This is a genomic window from Bacillus sp. FSL R5-0443 (assembly GCF_038608285.1).
Classification (GTDB): domain Bacteria; phylum Bacillota; class Bacilli; order Bacillales; family Bacillaceae; genus Bacillus; species Bacillus velezensis.
In genome coordinates this window covers 1750692-1772943 of sequence record NZ_CP152013.1, presented here as the reverse complement: position 1 = coordinate 1772943, position 22252 = coordinate 1750692, and the positions used below count along the sequence as shown (strand labels likewise).

Genomic DNA, 22252 nt, shown 5'->3' with positions numbered 1-22252 from the left:
TCCTAACTGTTCTCCGTTTCCCAAGGAAGCCGCCCCGTTTCTGCATAACGGAAGATGGCTGATTGGTTATCCGGATCTGAAAACATCGCTTGATTTTCGGCTAGAGCAATAGATTTCGAACGATGAACAAGGTCGTTTAAGGAATCCATGTATTTTTTATAGCGGATGACTGCTTTTTTCGACAGCGGGCGAAGACGCAGCAAATGCTTTCTCAGCTCTGTTGCTGAGTCCGGGACGCATACGTCACAAAGTCCCCATTCAAGCGCCTGGCGTGCCGGCACGGGCTTTGTCATGATCGTCATATAATGCGCCTTTTGAAATCCGATTCTTTGAATTAAAAACGGCAGAACGCAGGCCGGATAAAGTCCGAATAACAGTTCAGATAAACTGAACGAAGCACTCTCCTCTGCAATGACGATATCGCACGCGGCGGCAAAACCTACACCTCCCGCATTTACTTTTCCGCGGACGCGGGCGATTGTGATGTACGGCCCGGATTTTAATGCCAGCCACAAACGGTAAAGCGGCTCCTGCGATTCCGCATGCTGCATTCCCTGCCTCATTTTCCGGTACATCTCATCAAAATCCGCCCCGAAACAAAATACCTCCGGCTGCCCTTCAAGCACTACGGAGGTCACGGAGTCTTCACATTCAGAAAGAACGTGCAGGCATTCCTCCACTAAACGCTCATTAATCGTATTGTTGGCTTCAGGCCGATCAAAGGTGATGAAGCAGACATTTTGCTGAAAACGGACGTTTATCGTCTCATAGGTCACGATATCCACCTGTATTTCCGATGAAATTCCGTGATTTCTTCCAAATACAAACGAGGGCTTCCGGTATGATGGTCTAAAATGTTCGGAATCATATTCATATCCAATTTGACATTCCGGGTACCGAACTTCACCAAACCGCTGCCTTTAAACAGTTCTTCATACTCTTCCATGGACAGCCTGTATCTGTTGTTCAGATGCTCTTCTATTTTGAAAGAATGCTGCCGCGTTTGTCCTTCAGGCGTCACAACGCCGCTGTAAAATTCTGAACAGCATCCGGAGCCGTAGGAGAAACAGCCGATCCGCTTAGAAGTGTCGAATGCCCCTTGGTCAATCGTGCTTGCAAGAGCCAGTAAAGAGGCTGCCCCCATAATGTTTCCGACTCTTTGGCAGTAGCGGAGCCCCGGCTCTACTCTGGTTTGAAAATCCTGTTCGATTTCAGCGTTTTTCGCTTTTGCAAGCTTGCGCATCATCGTCCGGTGGGCCCCTTTGACCATGCCGCCAAACGGTGTATGGAAGGCAAGATAGTGAAACGTCTCTTTGTAGTCAGCGCCCGGCACACGGTTTTTGTACTCGCGAAATGTCTGTTCACAGCAATCGAGGTAAGACATCAATGACAAATCGGCATCACCGGCTTCACTGTCCGGGATCGGACGGCATGTATCCATCACCTCATAGCCGTAATAGCCGTTGGCGCCCGCATCCGCCTGAAATACGATGGGATTTTCACCGATCAATAAGGCTACGGCACCCGCTCCGGCGCTCGGTTCTGCGTAAGACCAATCCTCGCTTAACGCATCGCCGCCTTCGGCAATTAAAAACCGGGAAATATCCGTCGCGACGACAAGCGCCTTCGCTCCGGGGGATGTCTGCGACAAAATAAAGTTAAGCGCCATCTGCAAGCCCGCCGTTCCTGAATAACAGGCTTGTTTCAGTTCAAATAAACGGCAGTTCCGGTTGAGGCCTAAGTGATCATGAATATATGTACTGAGTGATTTTCCGAAGTCAATGCCGGACTCCGAGCAGGTAATCAGCAGCTCGATTCTGTCTTTTTCAGCCTCTGTCAATCGGTCGATAATCGGCTTTGCCGCGTTAACGCCGAATGTAACGGGGTCTTCGTACGGAAGCGCCACCGCTTTTTCTTTCATCAGTAAATTCTCAAATCTGGCAGGGTCTAAGTTTCTGTACTCCGCCAGCTGCATGACATCAAGGTATGCTGTCCCGCCAAACACATTTATCGCTTCTATTCCGGCAGCCGCCATGAACTTCGCCTCCAATATGAATTTTGAGTTTCCGATTTCACCGTTTTATCAGACAGCCTGTACCTTTTCATAAAGCTTTTCCGCCAATTCGCCGATGTTTGACACTCCCGTCAGCTCAACACGCGGGATCTGCAGTGATAATTCTTCAAGCATCATCGTGATAATTTCGGCGCGGTCCACTGAATCCGCCCCCAGATCAACTAACCGGTCTTCCTGTGAAAGCTGTTCGCCTTCTAAATCAGGTAAAACCTCGTAGATTGTGTTCTGCAGCAATTCAAAGATTCTTTCTTTACTCATTGTCAGTTCCTCCCTGTTTCATCTTTTATGAATATTCCATGTTTTCAATCTATCATTTCGTCTTGTCAACACGTTTGCAAAAATGAACCTAACTTCTGATTCAAAAGCGTGGCCGTCTCTTCCATAAGCCGCATGCCGATACCATCGGCATGGCGGTTTTTCCAGGACTCCAGCTCCGTACCTTTCACCCATTGATTAAAGGCGCCTAATGCCGGGCCGCAATGAATCTGGAAGTCTACCTTGGCATCCGGGTCTCCTTTAATCGCCGAAGCAGAACTTTGCCTGAAATACCATTTGAATATGAGCGCCATTTTCTGTTTCGGATTCCGTTCGGCTTTTGAAATGTCTTCATTCGAATAATGAGCCTTCACTTTGTCATAAATACTGCTTACACTTGCCTTAAAATACTTCTCTTCTATTTGTCTGAGTGTCTTTTCATCAATTTCTTCAATTGAGCGGTGACGCTGATACAGTTCATGCAGCTTAGAGGCGCGGGTCGGAAAGAACAGCCCTTTCTTTAATACCTGCACCTTGCTGCCTGATTCAAACATATCGCCGGCCGGCGCGTAGGCCGTGTCCTGCACATTCATCTGCTGCAGGAGGTCCTTTACGAGGCCGCTCGTCGCTGCCTCAACGGTGCATTGGTTAATAGATCCGGTCACAATAAAATCAGCGCCGAGCATAAATGCAGCCATGGCAGCCTCGGGCGTTCCGATTCCCCCTGCGGCTCCGATGCGGACGGTTTTGCCGTATCGGTATTTTTTCATCATGTCATCTCGTAAACGGATGATCGCCGGCATGAGACTGTAAGCAACTCCGCCGTCAGTGTGGCCGCCTGAATCAGCCTCTACGCAGATGTCATGCGCAACGGGTATTTCTCTCATCAGACTTGCTTCTTCAGCGGTAATTTTGTTTTCGGCTGCAAGTTTCTGCAGAATGTGATCAGGCGCCGGGCTGAGAAACGCTTCCGCTACTTCCGGACGGGACAGCTTGGCGATAATCCGCTGACGCGCTATTATTTGTCCGCCGGCACCGCGTTTTAACCCCTTAGCGCGAAACCTTACTAAAGCGGGAGTAACCGTTAAAAACGCTGATGCTTCCAAGTTCTGAATCCCATGCTTCAGTAAAAGATCAATCATTTTTTCTTCTGAATCTGTATGCTTCATATTATGTACAACATTTATGCCGAAGGAACCGCCGTCACGAAGCTCATGCTGAATTGACAAAATGGCGTCCTCAACGTGCGCGATGTTCAAACCGCCCGTTCCGAAAAAGCCCATCATTCCTTTTTCAGCCAGTTTGACAACCATTTCCTTCGAAGAAATTCCGCGGTACATGCCGCCGGCCAAGTAGGCGTATTTCAATTGATAATCGCGCTTAAACTCTTCATTTCCTAAAGACGCTGCCGTAATTGAGCTTTTTCCAGCCTCAGCCGGGACTTTGATTTCATCTGTTATCGGCTCCGCTTCAGCCGTAATTCTTTGTATCAGCCCCGTCAGCACTTTTCCGGGACCGATTTCCTCAAAGCTCATGTTCTTTCTTCCCATTAAGTAACGGATGCTGTCTGTCCAGTTCACCGATCCCGTTATTTGTCCGGCGAGTGTCTCTTTCAGCTCTCTCTGCTCATAGGGTCTTGCCGTCACATTTGAAATGACCGGGATGGACAGCGGCTTAAAATGGAAAGATTCAATAAACCGTGAAAACTCTTCCTTCGCTTCCAGCATGTATCTGGAGTGAAAGGCGCCGCTGACATTTAAGCGGTGAACCATTTTTACGCCGTTTACGGCTTCAAAAACGGATGCTGCTTTTTCAATATCTTCTTTATATCCGGAAATGACAATTTGCTGCGGTGTGTTCATGTTGGCGATATCAATCATATCCAAGTGATTTTCTCTTAAAACATCCGTCACCTGCTCATGAGTCAGGCCGATCACCGCTGCCATGCCGCCTCCTTTGGCGTGGCTCATCAGTTCGCCCCTTTTTTTGACCAACTGTAAGCCTTCTTCAAAATCAAAGGCGCCCGAAGCGTATAACGCGTTATATTCGCCCAAACTGTGTCCGGCGGTAAAATCCGGTTTCAAGCCGGTTTCTTCTGTTTTTTTCAAATAACTGAGGGCATTGACGACATAGAGCGCCGGCTGAGTGAATTGAGTCTGATTGAGACGTTCTCCGTCCCGGCACAGCTCCTGAATGGAATATCCGAGAATGTGATCGGCCTTTGCGGTTAATTCAGGATAGCGGCCGAACAGGTCCTCCCCCATCCCTATTCTTTGCGAGCCTTGGCCTGGAAAAACAAAGCTGATCATCTTACAGTCTCCTTCCGGGCGGTGATAAAATGCTGTCTTCTATTTGCTGCAAATGTGTTTGTTCTTTATGAAACGGCGTCATAATGGCACGGATGCGTTCAGCCGATCCTGCAGGAAGAATCTGTTTGGCAAATGCGGCCAATGTTCCGGAAGGCCCGGCATCAATATACAATCCTTTTTGGCGGCTGTCTGCGAATTGAAGCGCTTCGCGGAATCGAATCGGCTTTCTTACGATATCCCAGAAAAAGTCCGCTTGTATATCGGTCTCAGCCTCTCCGGTCGCACTGGAGATGTACGGTATAAACGGAGTCCGGATTGATTTCCGAGCTAAAAAGCGCTTGTACGGCTGTTCCGCCTGATCAACCAGCGCTGAGTGAAACCCGTAAGATACCGGCAATAGCTGATGAGGAATCTGCTTTTCTCTCAGATCGTCCATGATCTTTTTGATATGTTCCCGCTCTCCCGAGATGACAAAGTGAGAATGATAGTTTACAGATGCCAATTCACTATGTTCGCCGAGCAGCGGATCATCTTGATATAAAGCCGGATCTCCCAGTATCGCAAGCATGCTGCCGTTACGGCAAGTTTCCGTAACGATTCGGGCCTGTTCCAGCACGCAATCTAAAGCATCCTCGGCGCTCAGCACGCCCGACACAGCGGCCGCTGCATACTCTCCGAGGCTTGCTCCGATCACATAATCGGGACGTATGCCTCTTTGCTCCAAAGCATATGCAAGTGCGTACTCAGCCATAAAAATGGCAGGATGGCTGAAAAGAAGGCGGTCAAATGGATCAGACAGACGATTGCCTGTATGATACATCTCTTTAAGGACAGAGTAACCGAAACGGCTGACTGCAAAATCGTCCAAGTCAAGCATTTTCTGCCGAAAAGCGGCGTTATGTGCAAACAGCTCTTTCCCCATTTGATAGTATTGGGAACCCTGTCCAGAAAACATGAAAACAATTGGCTGGTTCATTTGTTCTCCTTTTTGCTCTTTATTTTTTCAAAATATTGATTTGTGAGTTTTTCGTGATGTCGTGTGCAGGTGAAGTGGTCGTGATGTTGTATGGCTGGCACTATTGTGTGAGATAAGAATTTTGACTTGCATTCCGCTACATGGCGGGTGAAGCTTCAGTTTCTTTTTTGATGCGGTGAATAAGTCCTGTCAGCACATGGCCCGGGCCGACTTCTTCAAATTCCATCCGCCCTTTGTCCAGCAGATAGCGGATGCTGTCGTTCCATCGCACTGAATGGTCGATCTGATCGGCCAGAACGGAGTGGATTCCGTCTTGCTCATAAGGTCTGGCATGAACATTAGAAATGACAGGAATTGATATAGCAGAAAAATGAAATGACTGTAAAAATTTTTCGAACTCTTGTTTTGCTTCACTCATATATCTCGAGTGAAAAGCGCCGCTTACGTTTAACGGATGAAACATCGTAACGTCTTTTAATCCTTCGAATACGCTTTTGGCTCTTTCAATGTCTTCTTTGCGTCCGGATATGACAACTTGGTAAGGAGAATTCATATTGGCAATATCAATCGTATGTAATCCGTGCGTTTGAAGGGCGTCTGACACTTGAGCTGCAGTTAACCCCATAACAGCGGCCATTTTTCCGTCAGTGGCCATACTCATTAATTCGCCTCTTTTACGGACAAGCTGCAGACCGGTAATAAAATCAAAAGCACCTGCTGCAAACAGCGCATTATATTCTCCCAAACTGTGGCCGGCCACATAATCCGGCTTTATGTCATTGTCTTGGATTTTTTTCAAATAGCTTAACGCGTTTACAACATATAAAGCAGGCTGGGTGAACTGCGTCTTGTGAAGGTTGGAATACGGATTCTCAAGACAAAGCCGTTTCATAGAATATCCGAGTGTTTCATCAGCCTGCTCCGTTAAGTCTTTAAATTCATCAAACAATGAGCTCCCCATTCCCTGCTTTTGAGAACCTTGTCCGGGGAATAAGTATGTGATCATTTTCTCAGCCATCCTTTCTCGGATTCAGATAAGAAGCATGTTCAAGTTGATAGTAACTTCACAAAAATACCATGTCAAGTTAATTTATCCTATGCGAACTCCTGAATAATGCCTATTTTTCCCTGTCGAAAGGCGGACTCAGGGCTTTCGGAACAGGCGTAAGCAGAATGTCCCATCCGGCCTGCCCGGCGTTCTCTTCCGCAAACTCCCGTTACTCAGCCATTCATCACCAGAAATCTAGTAATAACTTCCATTCCATTTCAGAAGTTCCTTGCCTCAAAAGAAAAGCTAGTTAGATAGAACTAAATTACACATTACTTAAAATGAAACAGCCCTTTTTGATTTTTTCTGTTGCGGAAATTCACAAAATGTTCTTTTTTTTCAATCTGAAAGTAAATATTGTTTTTCAAAAGACTCTCCATTTTTTGACCCGGCTTCTCCCCGAAGGAGTGCCCCGGATACACACGCACATGCGGCGGAATGGAGGCTTTGATCCTCTGTATACTGTGAAACATATCTTCAGCTGAGCTGCCCCTGTCCCCACATATACCGCACCCTTCTGTAAACACGGTGTCACCGGTAAAAAGATGATCAGATAGCAAATAGCACATTCCCCCGGCCGTATGTCCCGGGGTCAGTATACTTCTGATGATAAACCCTCCGGCCGCAAAGGTTTGGCCGTCTTCAAGCGCTATTAAGTTTCTGCACCGGAATTGATAGAAATCGATTTCCGCCGACGACATGTATATATCAGAATGATAGATTTGCTGAAGCGGCTCCGCCAAGTTTACATGGTCATAATGCGAATGTGTTAATAAAATAGCGGATAAATCAACATCCAATTCATGCAGTTTATCGGTTATTTTATCGATTTCCCAGGACGGATCCACCGCTATCGCAGATTTTTTTGAGCGGTCTGCGATAATATAACAATAGTTGGACCACATCTGGTGATAAGTTTTGATTTGATGCACTTCATATGTATGATCCATTGTCACCATTCCCATTTAAAAGATCCGGGCAGACTGCTGCCGCCGCCCAGCCGACTGTAACCACTTTACCAGATGACACCACGTTTTTCCATGGATTTTCCGGTAAAGTTAAAAAAACTTTCTGCTCCCGCCAAAAGCACCAGTCTGGACCTTTTTTACAAATTGCTATGCTGATATATAAGTAAATCAGAATATTAATTTAGATGAATTCTTTAGGTAATTTTATTCAGAAAATGAAGGATGAATATGGGTTTCGGATAAAAAGAAAACAAATTGAGCTTTTGTTTTGAAAAGCAATTGCCGAAGCGGCCGAAGGGGATAATCAGTTTTTAGAAATGACCCGCAATCAAGACTATTATTTCAATCCTTTTCTTCAAGATAAACTAAACCATACGGGCTCTCGAAATATATCAGAATACCTTAGTTCTTACACCGAATTCAACGTTATGTTGACATTAACATAATTGAACTTAGAAAAGTACGGCGTAATTTACACTCTTTTCAAATCAGCCCTAGCTGCAACAATTCACGAAAGCGCCGCGCAGCTTTTTACTGTGCAAAAACAAAACTAACATAAAATCATTAAGTGTAAAAAGTAAATATAAAATATTAAACATTAGACAAATAGACTATGTTATATGGGTCGGAGTTTACTGCTCAAGGTAAATTGCCCTGGGATGCAAAAGCACTAAGAGCAGATTGGGATGCAATACCTGCTAAAGTTAAAGCTGCTATGGGCGGAATCGGCGTTTTGAAATAATTCTTAATATGATCGACAATTTTACTGGTGCAGTTGAAGATGCGTGCTATGCGGGTGCTCTAAAAGAACTGGCAACCCAACAGCCGCTTGGCGGATTACTAAAACTCTTAGGCTTTTCATTTAAACGGGGCTATTGTTGGTGTTTAACAAATTTATCCTGTGTTAAGCTTTAAAGTGATTATTTTCTAAAGTGCTAAGATCGGAGGTAACTATGGAACATAAAAGTAATGCTGAACCGAGCCCAAAAGCTATAAAAATTCTAACTTTCATCATTCCTATAGGTTTAATAGGACTTATCCTTGTTCTTAAGAATATTAATACCGCAGCAGCAGAAATTTCATTTTATATTGTTGCTATCGGTGTGGTTCTCTTAGTGGTTTTCAGTTTGATCAAAAATAGAAAAAACCGCAGGAAGAACTAAAAGGGGGGCTAATTACTAGCCCCCCTTGACTGACTTGCGGATAGTATAACCCGCCAAATTCCAATTTGATTTAAATTCTTCACAGATTTTTCAGGAACCGTTTTCTACAATTATTTTACTATTAATGCAGTCAATTGACGATATAGACGGTTATACCAAACACAGGATACTACATCGCCAACCCCAAATACTCTCCAAAAACAATTTTTATATGACAGAAAACCAGCTGGATGTTAAACCAATCATTTTCATGATTGACGGCATACCGATGCAACAATTATGCCAGAAATTAAAAAACTCAAAAGTTATCTCTGAAAGGCTGGGTCATTCAAACTAGTAAGGCTGCTTGTGGGCAAATAACGGTTTAGTCTCACATAAACGTTGTTATTACATCACACGTTTAAACATCTTCTCCATCTCATACGTGCTGTGGTGGATAATGATCGGCCGGCCGTGCGGGCATGTGAACGGGTCTGTCGTTCGGCGCAGATCGTCCAAGAGCGCTTTGATTTCGTCGTTTCGCAAATGGCGGTTCGCTTTGATTGAGCCTTTGCAGCTCATCATAATGGCCGCTTCCTCCCGCAGCTTTTTAATATCGATCTGTTTGGCGTCAAGCACCTGCTGAATGATTTCTTCAATCAGTTCAGCTTCTTCCCCTTTTGGAAACCAGGCCGGATGGCAGCGAACGATGTAGCTGTTGGTGCCGAATGCTTCTAAAAATACTCCGACGCTTTCAAGCTCATGCTGATGCTGGTCAATGATCAGCGCTTCATTTGCCGCGTAATGAAAGGTGAGCGGCACGATCATATCCTGCACTTCAGGCTCGACCTGCCCGACTTTCTCCCGGAAATATTCGTATTTAATCCGTTCTTGTGCCGCATGCTGGTCAATGATATACAAGCCGTTTTCGTTTTGGGCTAAAATATATGTCCCGTGCATTTGGCCGATCGGATACATCACCGGAACCCTTCCCTCCCGTATTTCTTCAGCGACAGCTTCCGGTTCCGGAGTATCGGAAACAGGCGCTGCCGTTTCGGGCATACCGATCTCCGGCGGCACTCCGTGATCCGCTTCATTCGGGAGGATCTCTTCTTCTATTATTACCGGCTCAGGCTCTTTTACGACCGAACTCAGCTTCATTGGTGAGTAAGACGACTCCGGCGTTTTTTCAGGAAGTTTCCGCTCAGGCGCGCTTTCCTCGAATGTCATAAATTGCTGTTCGTTTTTGGCCGGCGCCGGCGCTGATTTTTTCGGGAGCTGGGCGCTCGGAATAAGCCGCTGCTTTTGAAACACTTCCTTTATCCCGTCACGGATCAGCTCATGCAGCTCCGTCTCTTTGCTGAGGCGGACTTCAAGCTTCGACGGATGGACATTGACATCAACCAAAATCGGGTCCATCGTAATTTCGATAAACGTAATCGGATGGCGGCCGATCGGCAGAAGTGTGTGATAGCCCTCATGCACCGCTTTTACAAGCGGGAAATTCTTAATGTATCTTCCGTTAATGACAGATGACATGTAGTTTCTGGATGCACGCGTGATTTCCGGAAGCGCAATGTAGCCCTTGACTTCAAAATCAAGCGAGCTGACATGGAGCGGTATCATTTTTTTCGCAACCGCCGTCCCGTAAATTGCGGCCAGCACATGGCGCACATCCCCGTTACCGTTTGTCTGCAGCAGATTTTTCCCCTGATGGCGGAGACGGATCGATACTTCCGGATGCGCAAGAGCGATCCGGTTGACAACATCCGTAATATTGCCGAGCTCCGTATGCACGGTTTTCATATATTTCAATCTGGCGGGTGTATTGAAAAACAGGTTGGTAACGATAATCTCCGTTCCTTTTCTGCTGGAGGATTTCTGCTCAGAAATGATATTCCCGCCCTGAAGAATGAGATGGGTTCCCGCTCCCTCGCCGATGCTCGTTTTGATTTCCAGATGAGAAACAGACGCGATACTTGGCAAAGCTTCTCCGCGGAAACCGAGTGTTCTCACCCGGAACAGGTCGTTTTCATCTTTGATTTTACTGGTCGCGTGGCGGCGGAAAGCCCGCTTGCAATCATCGGTTTCCATACCTTCGCCGTTATCGAGCACCCGAATCGACGAAAGCCCCGCTTCCTCTATGTCGATTTCAATGACTGTGCTGTTTGCGTCGATGGCGTTTTCCACCAATTCTTTAACGACTGAGGCAGGCCGTTCGACCACCTCGCCGGCCGCTATTTTATTTGAAAGTTCATCTGACAGCTGGATGACTTTTGCCAAGTCCGTCACCTCTTTCTATTTTAATTTTTTTTGCAGCTTGTACATTTCATTCATCGCTTCAAGCGGCGTCATATCGAGAATATTGATTGACTTAAAGGCTTCAAGCACTTGTTTTTCTTTATTAGAAACAGCCGGTGCCTTCTGTTCTTTTTCACCGTCAGCAAAAAAGGACAGCTGTGCCGGTTCTTCTCTGACGGCGGACTTTTTCTCAGATACCGCCGGAAGCTCCGGTTTATCTCCCGTCTGCTCAAGCTGTTTCAAAATCTCCTGCGCGCGGCTGATCAGATCGTCCGGGAGCTCGGCAAGCTGGGCGACATGAATGCCGTAACTTTTATCTGCGGCTCCTTCTTTGATTTGATGGAGAAACACGACCGTTCCGTTATATTCCTCTGCGCGCACATGAACGTTTTTCAGCTGAGGAAGCTTATCTTCAAGCACCGTCAGCTCATGATAATGCGTGCTGAACAGTGTTTTAGCGCCGATATGATCATGGACATACTCAATAATCGCCTGTGCCAGCGCCATTCCGTCGTACGTTGATGTCCCGCGGCCGATTTCATCAAACAGGATCAGGCTGTCTTTTGTGGCGTTCACAATCGCGTTTTTCGCTTCCAGCATTTCCACCATAAAGGTGCTTTGTCCGGAAATCAAATCATCCGCTGCCCCGATTCTCGTGAAGATTTGATCAAAAATCGGCAGAACCGCTTCTTTTGCGGGCACAAAACAGCCGATCTGAGCCATGATCGATAGAAGTGCGATCTGTCTCATATACGTGCTTTTACCTGACATATTCGGACCCGTAATCAGGAGCATTTCCCGCGAATCGCCCATCAGGCAGTTGTTCGGCACGTATTCTTGACTGTCCATCACCTTTTCAACGACGGGGTGTCTCCCTTCAATGACTTTTACTTCATTATCAGAAAAGACGGGCTTTGTGTAATGCCTGTTTTCACTGATCGTAGCAAAGCATTGCAGTGCGTCCAGCTCACTCATTTGTTTGGCAAGACGCTGCAAGCGCGGAATAAATTGTTTCACCTTTTCACGCAGTCCGGCAAAAAGCTCATATTCCAGCTCGCAGATGTTGTTTTCCGCTTCTAAAATAAGCGCTTCTTTTTCCTTCAATTCCGGCGTAATGTACCGTTCGGCGTTTGTGAGGGTCTGCTTCCGCTCATACCGTCCGTCTTCAAGCAGATGAAGGTTTGCTTTTGTGACTTCAATATAATAGCCGAACACTTTATTGAAACCGACCTTTAATGAACGGATGCCCGTATAAGCGCGTTCCTGCTGCTCCAGTCTGGCAATCCAGTCTTTACCGTTTTTGCTGGCGTCACGGTACTCATCGAGCTTCTGATGATAGCCGTCTTTAATTAAATTGCCTTCTTTTAACGATAACGGCGGGTTTTCATGAAGGGCTTCTTCTAACAGGTCAAGCAAATCTCCGCACGGATCAATCAAGCCGGCGCGTTCTTTTGCTTTTTTATGGTTAAGAGACCCTACAAGCTCTTTGATGCTCGGCACTTGTTTTAAAGATTCTTTCAGCTGGATTAAATCCCTTGCGTTGACGTTTCCGAATGCGACCCGGCCCGCCAGACGTTCTAAATCGTATACTTCCTTCAGGCGCTCTCGCAGATCTTCACGCTCAAACAGATGATTGATCAGCGTCTCGACCATTTCCTGGCGTTCTTCGATTTGGGATGCCCTGATCAGCGGGCGGTCAATCCATTGTTTGAGAAGCCGGCCGCCCATCGCTGTTTTCGTCTCGTCTAAAAGCCAAAGCAATGACCCTTTTTTGCTTTTCGAACGGATCGTTTCCGTCAGCTCAAGATTCCGTTTTGAATACAGGTCAATTTTCATCGCTTCTTCCAATTCATATACTTGAACCGGCTGCAGATGATCCAGGCTCCGTTTTTGCGTTTTCTGCAAATACGTATATAAACGCATAAACGTCTCTGTCAGCTCTTCGCCCGGCAAGTGCTTTGCGATTTCAATGCGTTCTGTTATTTCCCCGTCTTCGATGGAAATCGTGGCGCCGCACCGTTCTTTCAGCTGAGCAGCTGTATGTTCGTTAAACTTGCTCGATACGACAATTTCCTTTGCGCCGACTGAGTAAATTTCTGACATGACATCTTCAATCCGCTCAATAAATACGGCCAGGTTTTCTCCGGTCGTTAAGTCCGATAAAGCGAGACCGTATCCGTCACGGAATTTGGAAACGGAAGCGATAAAGTTGTTTTCCGATTCATGAATGCCTTTTCCATCCATCACGGTTCCCGGTGTGATCAGCTGGACGACTTCTCTTTTTACAACGCCTTTAGCCGCCTTCGGATCTTCCGTCTGCTCACAGATCGCCACTTTATAGCCCTTTTTAATCAGCTGTTCAATATAAGCCGCCGCGGAATGATACGGCACGCCGCACATCGGAATTTTATCAGCCGAACCTCCGTCTCTGCTTGTCAGTGTAATTTCAAGCTCTTGTGACGCTTTTTTTGCATCTTCAAAAAACATTTCATAAAAGTCACCAAGCCGAAAAAATAAAAAGGCATCTTGGTGCTCTGCCTTTATCTTCAAGTATTGCTGTATCATAGGCGTGTAACTAGCCATCATTTAATCCCTCACTATGTATCTTCTCTTATCCGAATCCCATTATAACATAAACAAAAGAGTGATATCTTTATATATAAAAAAGAGACTTGGGGTGTTAAACTCCCCTAGCCTCAACTTATTCTTCAGGATCTCCGACTAAAAATTCAGGGTTAATGTCCTCTAATTCTTCATCAAGATCGTCTTCCCAATCATCATCATCGTCTTCTTCCCAGTCAGGATTGACTTCGACGACGACTTTCGTTTCACCGACCACTTCTGCTAAAAATTCTCTCTCTGCCTGAACCACGATTTTATTTCCGTTAGGAGAAATGGTGACTTCAAGACAATTCGGCTGCTGCAGCACTTTGGCAATGACTTCGTGTTCGTCATCTAAGTAATTTGTGTCTCTGTATCTGAGTTTAATCACATCGACATACTTTACTCTCTCGGTTACAACTTCCGTTTTTGTATTATCGGCGTAAGAGTACCAGACGTTTATATCATAATACCCTTCAATTTCTACAGTCTTCCCGATCTTTTCGGCATCGTACTTGTGGTTGATAATCCAGCCGCCCAATATACTTGACGGTTTTTCTCCAGGTGAGATCGTGTTGGTGCATTGGGTGAATTTTCTTCCTTTCGCAACTACCGCTTTCGTAATAATTTCCCTGTATTCAGACATTCCGGCAGGCCTCCTTGTTCTTCTTCGTGTTATCTTATGCTGGGCATTTGTCTCATGTGCATTTTTATAATAAAAATATAAAAATACAAAGTTTCTGTTTCATTGTATGCAGCCCTGCCCAGAAACTTTACTTTTAAGTATGATAAAACTTTCCAGTAAAATGGGACAAAACGATAAGACGATGAAAATTTAGTACATATTACAATTAGTTCTCAAATAACAAAAAAACACGGGCCGATGAAGGCCCCGTGTTTAAATAGAACAGCTGTTATTCGAATGTTTTACTTTTGAACCGGTTTCTCCCGTCAGCAGGTTGCCTCCGGTAGATGTAATGATTTCGTTTGTCACCTGATTTGAGATCGTATGTGCGACAAGCTGAAGAAGGTCATTGACCTCAATCTGGGAATCTCTGAATTCCTGAATGATCGGAATCCCTTCAAGCTCTTCCTGCAGGGCGTCAATTTTACTTTCCACTTGTTTCAGCGCTTCAAGCTTTTCGTAGTGCTTCAGGTTAACGGCTTGCTTTTGCAGGGTTTTAATCTGATTAATAATCGCAGAGACTTTTTCATTTTCGTTAATCTGCGCCTCGGCGCGTTTGAAAAAATCAACTTCTTCTGTTTCAGAAATCATTTTCGCAAGGTTCCTAGCCTGCTGTACAATGTCTTTCTTTGAGTAAAGCGTCATTATTATTTCACCTCGATTGCTTCTCCTGCCATCACACCGTCAAGCGACCATGTTTTCGCCTGTTCGATTTTGACGCGTACAATCTTGCCGATGGCGTCTTTCGGCCCTTTGAAGTTGACGAGCTTGCTTTTTTCCGTATAGCCGGCAAGAATGTCAGGGTTATTTTTGCTTTCTCCCTCAACTAATACTTCGACGGTCCTGCCTTCATATTCCTTCATTTTTTTGGCTGAAATTTCTTTCACCAAATCATTGAGGCGCTGAAGACGTTCTTTCTTGACCCTCATCGGAACATTGTCTTTCATCTTCGCTGCCGGCGTGCCTTCACGAGGAGAGTAAATAAACGTATATGCGCTGTCAAATTCCACTTCGCGATATAACGAAAGCGTTTCTTCAAATTGTTCATCGGTTTCATTCGGAAAACCGACAATAATATCAGTCGTCAGTGAAGCGTTCGGCATCGCCGCTTTAATTTTTCCGACAAGCTCCAGATAGCGTTCTCTGTCATATTTGCGCGCCATCATTTTTAACATCGCTGAGCTTCCTGATTGAACCGGAAGATGGATATGGTCAAGAAGGTTGCCGCCTTTGGCGAGCACTTCGATCAGATGATCATCAAAGTCACGCGGATGACTCGTCGTGAATCGGATTCTCGGAATATCAATTTTGCGCAGTTCGTCCATTAAATCACCGAGTCCGTACGTCATATCCTCAAAATCTTTTCCGTACGCATTCACGTTTTGACCGAGCAGCGTGATTTCTTTATAACCTTCGCTTGCAAGTCTTCTGACTTCCTGGATAATTTCCTCAGGACGGCGGCTTCGTTCTTTTCCGCGGGTATACGGTACGATGCAGTATGTGCAGAACTTATCACAGCCGTACATAATGTTGACCCAGCCTTTAATTTTTCCGTTGCGGACTTTCGGAAGGTTTTCAATGACATCCCCTTCCTTCGACCACACTTCAATGACCATCTCTTTTGATAAATATGCCTCTGATAACAGTTCCGGCAGACGGTGAATGTTGTGCGTGCCGAAAATCATATCGACAAACGGGTGCTTCTTAAGGATGCGGTTTACAACTGATTCTTCCTGTGACATGCAGCCGCAGACGCCGAGAATCAAGTCCGGGTTATTTTTTTTGAGCGCCTTTAAATGGCCGAGCTCTCCGAACACTTTGTTTTCAGCATTTTCCCGGATAGCGCAAGTGTTTAATAAAATAACGTTCGCGTCATCAACCGAATTTGTCGCTTCATAACCGAGCGCCATAAAAATACCCGCCATGACTTCCGTATCATGCTCGTTCATTTGGCATCCGTACGTGCGGATATAAAATTTCCTGCCTTCACCGAGGCCTTTAAATTCTTCTGAGATTTTAAAATCGTTATGATATTGAACGGATTCTTTGCCCCGTTTTTTCGCATCTTTTAAAGAAGGCGGAATATATACGGCTTCAAAATACTTGCTGTAATCCTTTTCGGATGTTTTGTCCGCTGGATTCACTTGTCCGCTTTCCTGCTTTTGCTTTTCATTCATGTTCGAATGTCTCCTTTCAACCGAAACTTCCACCCTCAAGTATACTGGTTAAAAGCGTTTGGCACAACCGCCAGCCTATTATTGTACACCTTATTGAGAATAAGAATCAATCAGAAATAAAAAAGAGGGAATCATTTCCCCCTTACACAAGCTGAAACTCTTTTGCGGCTGAACGGATTACTTCCAGGGCCCGGTCAAGCTCCTCTTTTGTATGCTCCGCCGTAATAATGGTGCGGATTCTCGCTTTTCCTTGGGCGACCGTCGGATACACGATGCTTTGTGCAAAGACGCCGCGGGTCAATAAAAGGTCTGATAATGCCTGGGCTTTTTCTTCCTCCCCTATTAATATCGGCACGATCGGTGTTTCGCTTTTTGTGAGGGTCAGCCCCATTTGAACCAGTTTATCTTTGAAATACGCCGTGTTCTCCCACAGCTTTTCCATATGCTCAGGCTCTTCCAGCAGGACGTCAATGGCTTCTATGCATGCGGCCGTTACCGCAGGCGGATGAGAAGTGCTGAATAAGAAAGGGCGCCCTTTATGGCGCAGGTAATCGATCAGAACCTGCGACCCTGCGGCGTAACCGCCAAGCACTCCGATGGCTTTGCTTAATGTGCCCACCTGTATATGGACTCTTCCGTCAAGACCGAAGTGATTAACCGTTCCCCTTCCGTTTTTTCCGAGTACGCCGGAAGCATGCGCGTCGTCGACCATCACAAAGGCATCGTACGCCTCCGCAAGTTTGACGATGTCAGGCAAAGGAGCGATGTTGCCGTCCATTGAGAAAACGCCGTCGGTGACGATCAGGCGCATGCGGTAATTCATTGATTTTTTCAGCACCCTTTCCAAATCGTCCATATCAACATGGCGGTACACCTTTTTATCTGCTTTCGTCAGCCTGATCCCGTCAATAATGGAAGCATGGTTCAGTTCGTCAGAGATCACGATATCTTCTTTTGTAAGAATGCTTGATAAGACGCCCTGGTTCGTTGTGAACCCCGATTGAAAAACAAGTGCCGCTTCTGTTTTTTTAAAGTTTGCCAATTTTTTCTCCAGCTCATTGTGCATTGTGAATGTTCCGGCGATTGTCCGGACGGACCCCGTACCCGCTCCGAATTCTTCCGCGGCGCGTTTGGCCGCTTCGACAAGCCTTGGATGCGACGTCAAACCGAGATAATTGTTCGATGAAAGCTGTATCACGTTTTCCCCTTTGACTTCCACCGACGGACCCTGCTTCGTTTCAATTTGTTTCATTTGCTGCCACGTTTTATTTTCTTTCATTTTATCAAGCTCTGCTTTTAGAAATTCAAATTCTTTCATTATAGAACCCTCCCCTTATGGAATCAAAATGACTTTGCCGCACTGGCCCTTTCTCATCAGGTCAAACCCTTTTTCAAAGTCTTCAAGCGGAAACTGATGCGTGATCACCGGCGTCAGATCAACAAGGCCGGATTCAAGCAGGTGCGATACCTGCCGCCATGTTTCAAACATTTTTCTGCCTGTGATGCCTTGGACGGTAAGTCCTTTAAACACCACGTCATTTGTCAGGTCAACCGTCACCGGACGTTCCGGCAGACTCAGCATATGGAACCTTCCCCCGTTGGCCGCCATCTTTAATCCTTGTGCTATAGCTGCCGGGTGGCCTGACATTTCGCAGACAAGGTCGATCCCTTCTCCGCCTGTTAAGGTGTCGATCACCTCAAGCGGATCTTCCTTATCAGCTGAAATGGTGATCGTGGCTCCCAATTTCTTCGCAAGAGCCAGCCTGTAATCATTTTTATCAATGGCCGCAATACGGGATGCACCGGCCGCTTTAGCCACTGCCACCGCCATCAGCCCGATCGGTCCGCAGCCGATAATTGCAGCGGAACCGCCCGCAAGCTGGCTGCTTTCCAGCACCGTATGCACCGCGTTGCCAAGCGGCTCTTGAACAGAAGCGACGGCGGGGTCCATATCAGCGGGATTTTTCCAAACATTTCGAGCCGGCACTTTGACATATTCAGCGAAGGAACCGGCTGTATCTACGCCGAGGATCTTTGTATGGGTGCACACATGATGTTTTCCTGTTAAACAAGGGACACAAGTACCGCAGACGAAGTGGGTTTCAGCCGAAACGTAGTCACCTATTTTGACATTTGTGACGTGCTTGCCCGTTTCCGCTATGATACCGCTGAATTCATGTCCGAATACTTGAGGTGTTTTGATTCGTTTCTGCGCCCATTGATCCCAATTATAAATATGCACATCTGTACCGCATATAGATGCGGCCTGTACTTTAATAAGAACTTCATTCTCATTTATGGAAGGTATGGGAATTTCTTTCAGAGTTACTCCGAAAGCGTTTTCATTTTTGACGATAGCTTTCATCTTTCCTCCCAACATGTACACTCCTCCTCGAAAAAACACTGTAATAACTGGATTGTAACATGATATAAAAAGGAGGTAAACACCAGTGTCCACTCTGAGAAAACAACTGCTTCCGTCCGGAAAAATGGGCGGGATTTTTTTTGAATATTATATGAATAAAGCCATTTATCATCTCTTCGTACTATCAATATAATATTGTGAGAAAATATGACAACAATAAAAACAACCCGCTCGCCTTACGCAAGCAGGTTGAGAATGTCATGTTTTTGTTTTTAACGGGGTTCGACGATTAACTTAATCGCCGTTCTTTCTTCTCCGTCAATCTGTATATCTGTAAAAGCCGGAATACAAATCAAATCTACGCCGCTTGGCGCGACAAAGCCTCTGGCAATCGCAACCGCTTTAACAGCCTGGTTTAAGGCACCCGCCCCAATTGCTTGAATTTCGGCGGCTCCGCGTTCCCTCAATACACCGGCAAGCGCGCCTGCTACTGAATTTGGACTTGATTTTGCTGAAACTTTTAAGATTTCCATTTCTGCTCCCCCTTAGTTTTACAATGGATAAGTGAGTGTTCATTAGAACAATCATTATTAGATGTTGCTATCCAAAAAGCCATCCCCACAATGCTTTTCAAAAATAGCGGGCTACCTTCCATTTCTACTATATTCACTAAGAAGTTGCTATATTCCTGCTTTTCCTTTTAATATTTTTATAAAATAAACACATGATCACCTATTCAAAGAACATATGGTCATCATTGATTAATATCCGTTCGATATTTACGGCCTTTTTCGTTTGATCGTCGATGTCAATGAGCACTCCGCTCAGCGTAGTTTTACCTTCCGCCACCGTAAACCGGACGGGAAGATTGGTTTTAAACCGCTTGATGACCGTTTCTCTGTCCATACCGAGAATTCCGTCGTACGGACCCGTCATGCCTACATCAGTAATATATGCCGTTCCTTTCGGCAAAATGCGGTTATCTGCCGTTTGCACGTGTGTATGGGTGCCTACCACGGCAGAGGCTCTTCCGTCTGTGTACCAGCCGATCGCAATTTTTTCGCTTGTCGCTTCGGCGTGAAAATCAATAAAAATGTACGGCGTGCGCTTTTTCGCTTCTTCTATTAATTCATCCGCTTTAGCAAACGGATCATCAAGCGGCGGAAGAAACGTCCGTCCCTGTAAATTAATGACGGCAAGCTCTTTTCCGTTCGATTTAATATAGGTAATGCCTTTGCCCGGCGTACCTTCCGGGAAATTCGCCGGCCGGACAAGATGCGGCACATCATCAATAAAGTCGAAGATCTCTCTTTTATCCCACGTATGGTTTCCCATTGTAATGGCATCTGCTCCCGCTTCCATCAGGCTGTGGTAGATCTTTTCTGTCAGTCCTTTTCCGTGTGCTGCATTTTCTCCGTTAATAATTGTAAAATGCGGTTTATGTTTCGCTTTCAGTTTCGGGACATATTCTTTTACCATGTCGCGGCCCGGGGAACCGACAACATCTCCGATAAATAAAATTCTCATACATTCCATTCCTTCCTTTTCAGGGACTCAAAAAAATAAAGTGATGCGCTAAGCATCACTTTATTTTGCATACTCTACGGCTCGAGTTTCTCTGATTACGGTCACTTTAATGTGGCCCGGATAATCAAGCTCGTCCTCAATTCGTTTACGGATATCACGTGCCAAACGATGGGCTTCTAAATCATTAATGGAGTCCGGCTTCACCATGATGCGAACTTCACGGCCTGCCTGAATCGCAAATGATTTTTCAACACCTTCGTAAGACTCGGAGATTTCTTCAAGCTTTTCAAGTCTGCGGATATAGTTTTCGAGCGTTTCACTTCTCGCGCCCGGTCTTGCGGCTGACAGTGCATCAGCGGCAGCGACCAGAACGGCGATAATGGAAGTCGGCTCTTCGTCTCCGTGGTGTGACGCAATACTGTTAATGACGACTGGATGCTCTTTATATTTGGTCGCAAGCTCCACTCCGATTTCCACGTGGCTTCCTTCCACTTCATGGTCAATTGCTTTTCCGATGTCATGCAGAAGACCGGCCCGCTTGGCAAGCTTTGCATCTTCTCCAAGCTCGGAAGCCATTAAACCGGCTAAAAACGCAACTTCCATAGAGTGTTTCAGTACGTTCTGCCCGTAGCTTGTACGGAATTTCAACCGGCCGAGGATCTTGATCAGATCCGGGTGGAGTCCGTGAACGCCGACTTCAAACGTCGTCTGCTCACCCATTTCCCGGATATAGTCATCTACCTCACGGCGGGATTTTTCAACCATTTCTTCAATGCGCGCCGGGTGAATACGGCCATCCTGAACGAGTTTATCAAGAGCGATTCTTGCCGTCTCCCGTCTGATCGGATCAAATCCGGAAAGAATGACTGCTTCAGGTGTGTCATCAATAATCAGGTCAATACCTGTAAGCGTTTCAAGCGTACGAATGTTACGCCCTTCACGGCCGATGATACGTCCTTTCATCTCATCATTCGGAAGATTGACGACCGATACCGTCGTTTCGGCAACATGATCTGCTGCACAGCGCTGCAAAGCAAGCGACAGAATGTTTTTCGCCTTTTTATCTGCCTCTTCTTTCGCACGGTTTTCGGTTTCTTTTGTCATGATGGCGATGTCATGTGAAAGCTCATTTTCAACCCGATCAAGAATGATTTGTTTCGCTTCATCCCGTGTCAGGCTCGAAATGCGTTCGAGTTCTGACTGCTGCATACGAATCATCTCATCCACTTTGCTTTCCATCTCTTCAATATGTTGTTGTCGTTCATTCAGAGAATGATCTTTCTTCTCCAACATCGCTTCCCGTTTATCAATTCCTTCATGTTTACGGTCAAGATTTTCTTCTTTTTGAAGTAAACGGTTTTCTTGTTTTTGAAGCTCATTTCGTCTTTCACGAACTTCCTGTTCAGCATCTATTCGAAGTGTATGGATTTCGTCCTTTGCTTCAAGCAGAGCTTCTTTTTTCAGTGCTTCAGCATCACGCTTTGCATCTTCAAGGATTTGCTCGGCAGCACCGCGTGCGCCCGCAATCTTTGCTTCGGCAATGGTTTTACGAACATAGTAGCCAACAACTAAACCGAGCAGAGTCAGCAAAATGGAGATGAGAACCGTCATTGGGGTCATACTTTCACCTCCTCTTGCTATGAACTTGGTTTTTGCTTAAATAAGTGCCGGCATGTACATTGTCTGATTTTCTCAACATACAGAACCTTCACAGGGAATGAGTCTCTCATGCCCTTGTCAAGTTTAAATGGTTTAACAATCATGTTAAAAAAACAAATGTTACAACTTCATTGTAATTGTGTCGGAAATACTTGTCAAGCTTGC

Annotated in this window: 18 protein-coding genes; 1 reads left to right on the top strand and 17 read right to left on the bottom strand. The window is 45.7% G+C overall.

The window, feature by feature from the left end; all coding sequences use genetic code 11:
• Positions 1–2: 2 nt before the first annotated feature.
• From NYE28_RS08920 to NYE28_RS08890, 7 genes are all read right to left on the bottom strand, one after another.
• Complete coding sequence (locus NYE28_RS08920) at positions 3–776, bottom strand: enoyl-CoA hydratase/isomerase (protein WP_060674185.1); 774 nt, start codon at positions 774–776, stop codon at positions 3–5.
• On the bottom strand, positions 773–2035 hold the full coding sequence (locus tag NYE28_RS08915) for a hydroxymethylglutaryl-CoA synthase family protein (protein WP_132106007.1): 1263 nt from the start codon (positions 2033–2035) through the stop codon (positions 773–775). Before NYE28_RS08915 ends, NYE28_RS08920 begins: the two co-directional genes overlap by 4 nt.
• A 48-nt stretch (positions 2036–2083) precedes the next feature.
• Positions 2084–2332, bottom strand: coding sequence for an acyl carrier protein (locus NYE28_RS08910; protein WP_012117592.1), 249 nt, complete (start codon positions 2330–2332; stop codon positions 2084–2086).
• Positions 2333–2397: 65 nt separating this feature from the next.
• Complete coding sequence (gene fabD, locus NYE28_RS08905; protein ID WP_326146183.1) at positions 2398–4638, bottom strand: ACP S-malonyltransferase; 2241 nt, start codon at positions 4636–4638, stop codon at positions 2398–2400.
• A gap of 1 nt (position 4639) precedes the next feature.
• Positions 4640–5614, bottom strand: coding sequence for an acyltransferase domain-containing protein (locus NYE28_RS08900; protein WP_326146182.1), 975 nt, complete (start codon positions 5612–5614; stop codon positions 4640–4642).
• A 136-nt stretch (positions 5615–5750) separates the two neighbouring features.
• A complete protein-coding gene (fabD, locus tag NYE28_RS08895) occupies positions 5751–6620 on the bottom strand; it encodes an ACP S-malonyltransferase (protein WP_069007012.1) in 870 nt (289 codons plus the stop codon).
• A 314-nt stretch (positions 6621–6934) separates the two neighbouring features.
• Positions 6935–7612, bottom strand: a complete 678-nt coding sequence (locus NYE28_RS08890) for an MBL fold metallo-hydrolase (protein WP_012117588.1) — start codon at positions 7610–7612, stop codon at positions 6935–6937.
• 971 nt (positions 7613–8583) lie between these two features.
• Here NYE28_RS08890 and NYE28_RS08885 point away from each other — a divergent pair.
• A complete protein-coding gene (locus NYE28_RS08885) occupies positions 8584–8793 on the top strand; it encodes a hypothetical protein (protein WP_094031716.1) in 210 nt (69 codons plus the stop codon).
• Between the two features lie 387 nt (positions 8794–9180).
• Here NYE28_RS08885 and mutL read toward each other — a convergent pair whose 3' ends face one another.
• The 10 genes from mutL to rny form a co-directional block, all read right to left on the bottom strand.
• On the bottom strand, positions 9181–11055 hold the full coding sequence (gene mutL, locus NYE28_RS08880; RefSeq protein ID WP_342490385.1) for a DNA mismatch repair endonuclease MutL: 1875 nt from the start codon (positions 11053–11055) through the stop codon (positions 9181–9183).
• 15 nt (positions 11056–11070) lie between these two features.
• Positions 11071–13656, bottom strand: coding sequence for a DNA mismatch repair protein MutS (gene mutS, locus NYE28_RS08875; protein ID WP_094031921.1), 2586 nt, complete (start codon positions 13654–13656; stop codon positions 11071–11073).
• A 118-nt stretch (positions 13657–13774) separates the two neighbouring features.
• The gene (gene cotE, locus NYE28_RS08870; protein WP_003154111.1) at positions 13775–14320 is read right to left on the bottom strand and encodes an outer spore coat protein CotE; all 546 of its coding nucleotides are present in this window, start codon (positions 14318–14320) and stop codon (positions 13775–13777) included.
• Positions 14321–14572: 252 nt separating this feature from the next.
• On the bottom strand, positions 14573–15004 hold the full coding sequence (locus NYE28_RS08865) for a RicAFT regulatory complex protein RicA family protein (RefSeq protein WP_003154113.1): 432 nt from the start codon (positions 15002–15004) through the stop codon (positions 14573–14575).
• Positions 15005–15006: 2 nt separating this feature from the next.
• Positions 15007–16536, bottom strand: a complete 1530-nt coding sequence (miaB, locus tag NYE28_RS08860; RefSeq protein WP_012117585.1) for a tRNA (N6-isopentenyl adenosine(37)-C2)-methylthiotransferase MiaB — start codon at positions 16534–16536, stop codon at positions 15007–15009.
• Between the two features lie 142 nt (positions 16537–16678).
• Entirely contained in the window at positions 16679–17857 is a 1179-nt protein-coding gene (locus NYE28_RS08855; RefSeq protein WP_136396372.1) for a glycine C-acetyltransferase, read from the bottom strand.
• Between the two features lie 12 nt (positions 17858–17869).
• Entirely contained in the window at positions 17870–18916 is a 1047-nt protein-coding gene (gene tdh, locus NYE28_RS08850; RefSeq protein ID WP_342490384.1) for an L-threonine 3-dehydrogenase, read from the bottom strand.
• A gap of 257 nt (positions 18917–19173) precedes the next feature.
• Positions 19174–19434 carry a stage V sporulation protein SpoVS gene (gene spoVS / locus NYE28_RS08845; RefSeq protein ID WP_003154135.1) on the bottom strand — a complete coding sequence of 87 codons (261 nt, stop codon included), beginning with the start codon at positions 19432–19434 and terminating at the stop codon, positions 19174–19176.
• A 199-nt stretch (positions 19435–19633) separates the two neighbouring features.
• Complete coding sequence (locus tag NYE28_RS08840; RefSeq protein ID WP_003154137.1) at positions 19634–20428, bottom strand: TIGR00282 family metallophosphoesterase; 795 nt, start codon at positions 20426–20428, stop codon at positions 19634–19636.
• Between the two features lie 60 nt (positions 20429–20488).
• Entirely contained in the window at positions 20489–22048 is a 1560-nt protein-coding gene (rny, locus tag NYE28_RS08835; RefSeq protein ID WP_003154140.1) for a ribonuclease Y, read from the bottom strand.
• Positions 22049–22252: the final 204 nt, after the last annotated feature.

What these genes read in the sequence shown, in the direction of transcription:
- NYE28_RS08915 (WP_132106007.1), bottom strand. Translation starts at nt 2,035, where the DNA reads ATGGCGGCTGCCGGAATAGAAGCGATAAATGTGTTTGGCGGGACAGCA.
- NYE28_RS08910 (WP_012117592.1), bottom strand. Translation starts at nt 2,332, where the DNA reads ATGAGTAAAGAAAGAATCTTTGAATTGCTGCAGAACACAATCTACGAG.
- fabD (WP_326146183.1), bottom strand. Translation starts at nt 4,638, where the DNA reads ATGATCAGCTTTGTTTTTCCAGGCCAAGGCTCGCAAAGAATAGGGATG.
- NYE28_RS08900 (WP_326146182.1), bottom strand. Translation starts at nt 5,614, where the DNA reads ATGAACCAGCCAATTGTTTTCATGTTTTCTGGACAGGGTTCCCAATAC.
- fabD (WP_069007012.1), bottom strand. Translation starts at nt 6,620, where the DNA reads ATGATCACATACTTATTCCCCGGACAAGGTTCTCAAAAGCAGGGAATG.
- NYE28_RS08890 (WP_012117588.1), bottom strand. Translation starts at nt 7,612, where the DNA reads ATGGATCATACATATGAAGTGCATCAAATCAAAACTTATCACCAGATG.
- NYE28_RS08885 (WP_094031716.1), top strand. Translation starts at nt 8,584, where the DNA reads ATGGAACATAAAAGTAATGCTGAACCGAGCCCAAAAGCTATAAAAATT.
- mutS (WP_094031921.1), bottom strand. Translation starts at nt 13,656, where the DNA reads ATGGCTAGTTACACGCCTATGATACAGCAATACTTGAAGATAAAGGCA.
- cotE (WP_003154111.1), bottom strand. Translation starts at nt 14,320, where the DNA reads ATGTCTGAATACAGGGAAATTATTACGAAAGCGGTAGTTGCGAAAGGA.
- NYE28_RS08865 (WP_003154113.1), bottom strand. Translation starts at nt 15,004, where the DNA reads ATGACGCTTTACTCAAAGAAAGACATTGTACAGCAGGCTAGGAACCTT.
- miaB (WP_012117585.1), bottom strand. Translation starts at nt 16,536, where the DNA reads ATGAATGAAAAGCAAAAGCAGGAAAGCGGACAAGTGAATCCAGCGGAC.
- tdh (WP_342490384.1), bottom strand. Translation starts at nt 18,916, where the DNA reads ATGTTGGGAGGAAAGATGAAAGCTATCGTCAAAAATGAAAACGCTTTC.
- spoVS (WP_003154135.1), bottom strand. Translation starts at nt 19,434, where the DNA reads ATGGAAATCTTAAAAGTTTCAGCAAAATCAAGTCCAAATTCAGTAGCA.
- NYE28_RS08840 (WP_003154137.1), bottom strand. Translation starts at nt 20,428, where the DNA reads ATGAGAATTTTATTTATCGGAGATGTTGTCGGTTCCCCGGGCCGCGAC.
- rny (WP_003154140.1), bottom strand. Translation starts at nt 22,048, where the DNA reads ATGACCCCAATGACGGTTCTCATCTCCATTTTGCTGACTCTGCTCGGT.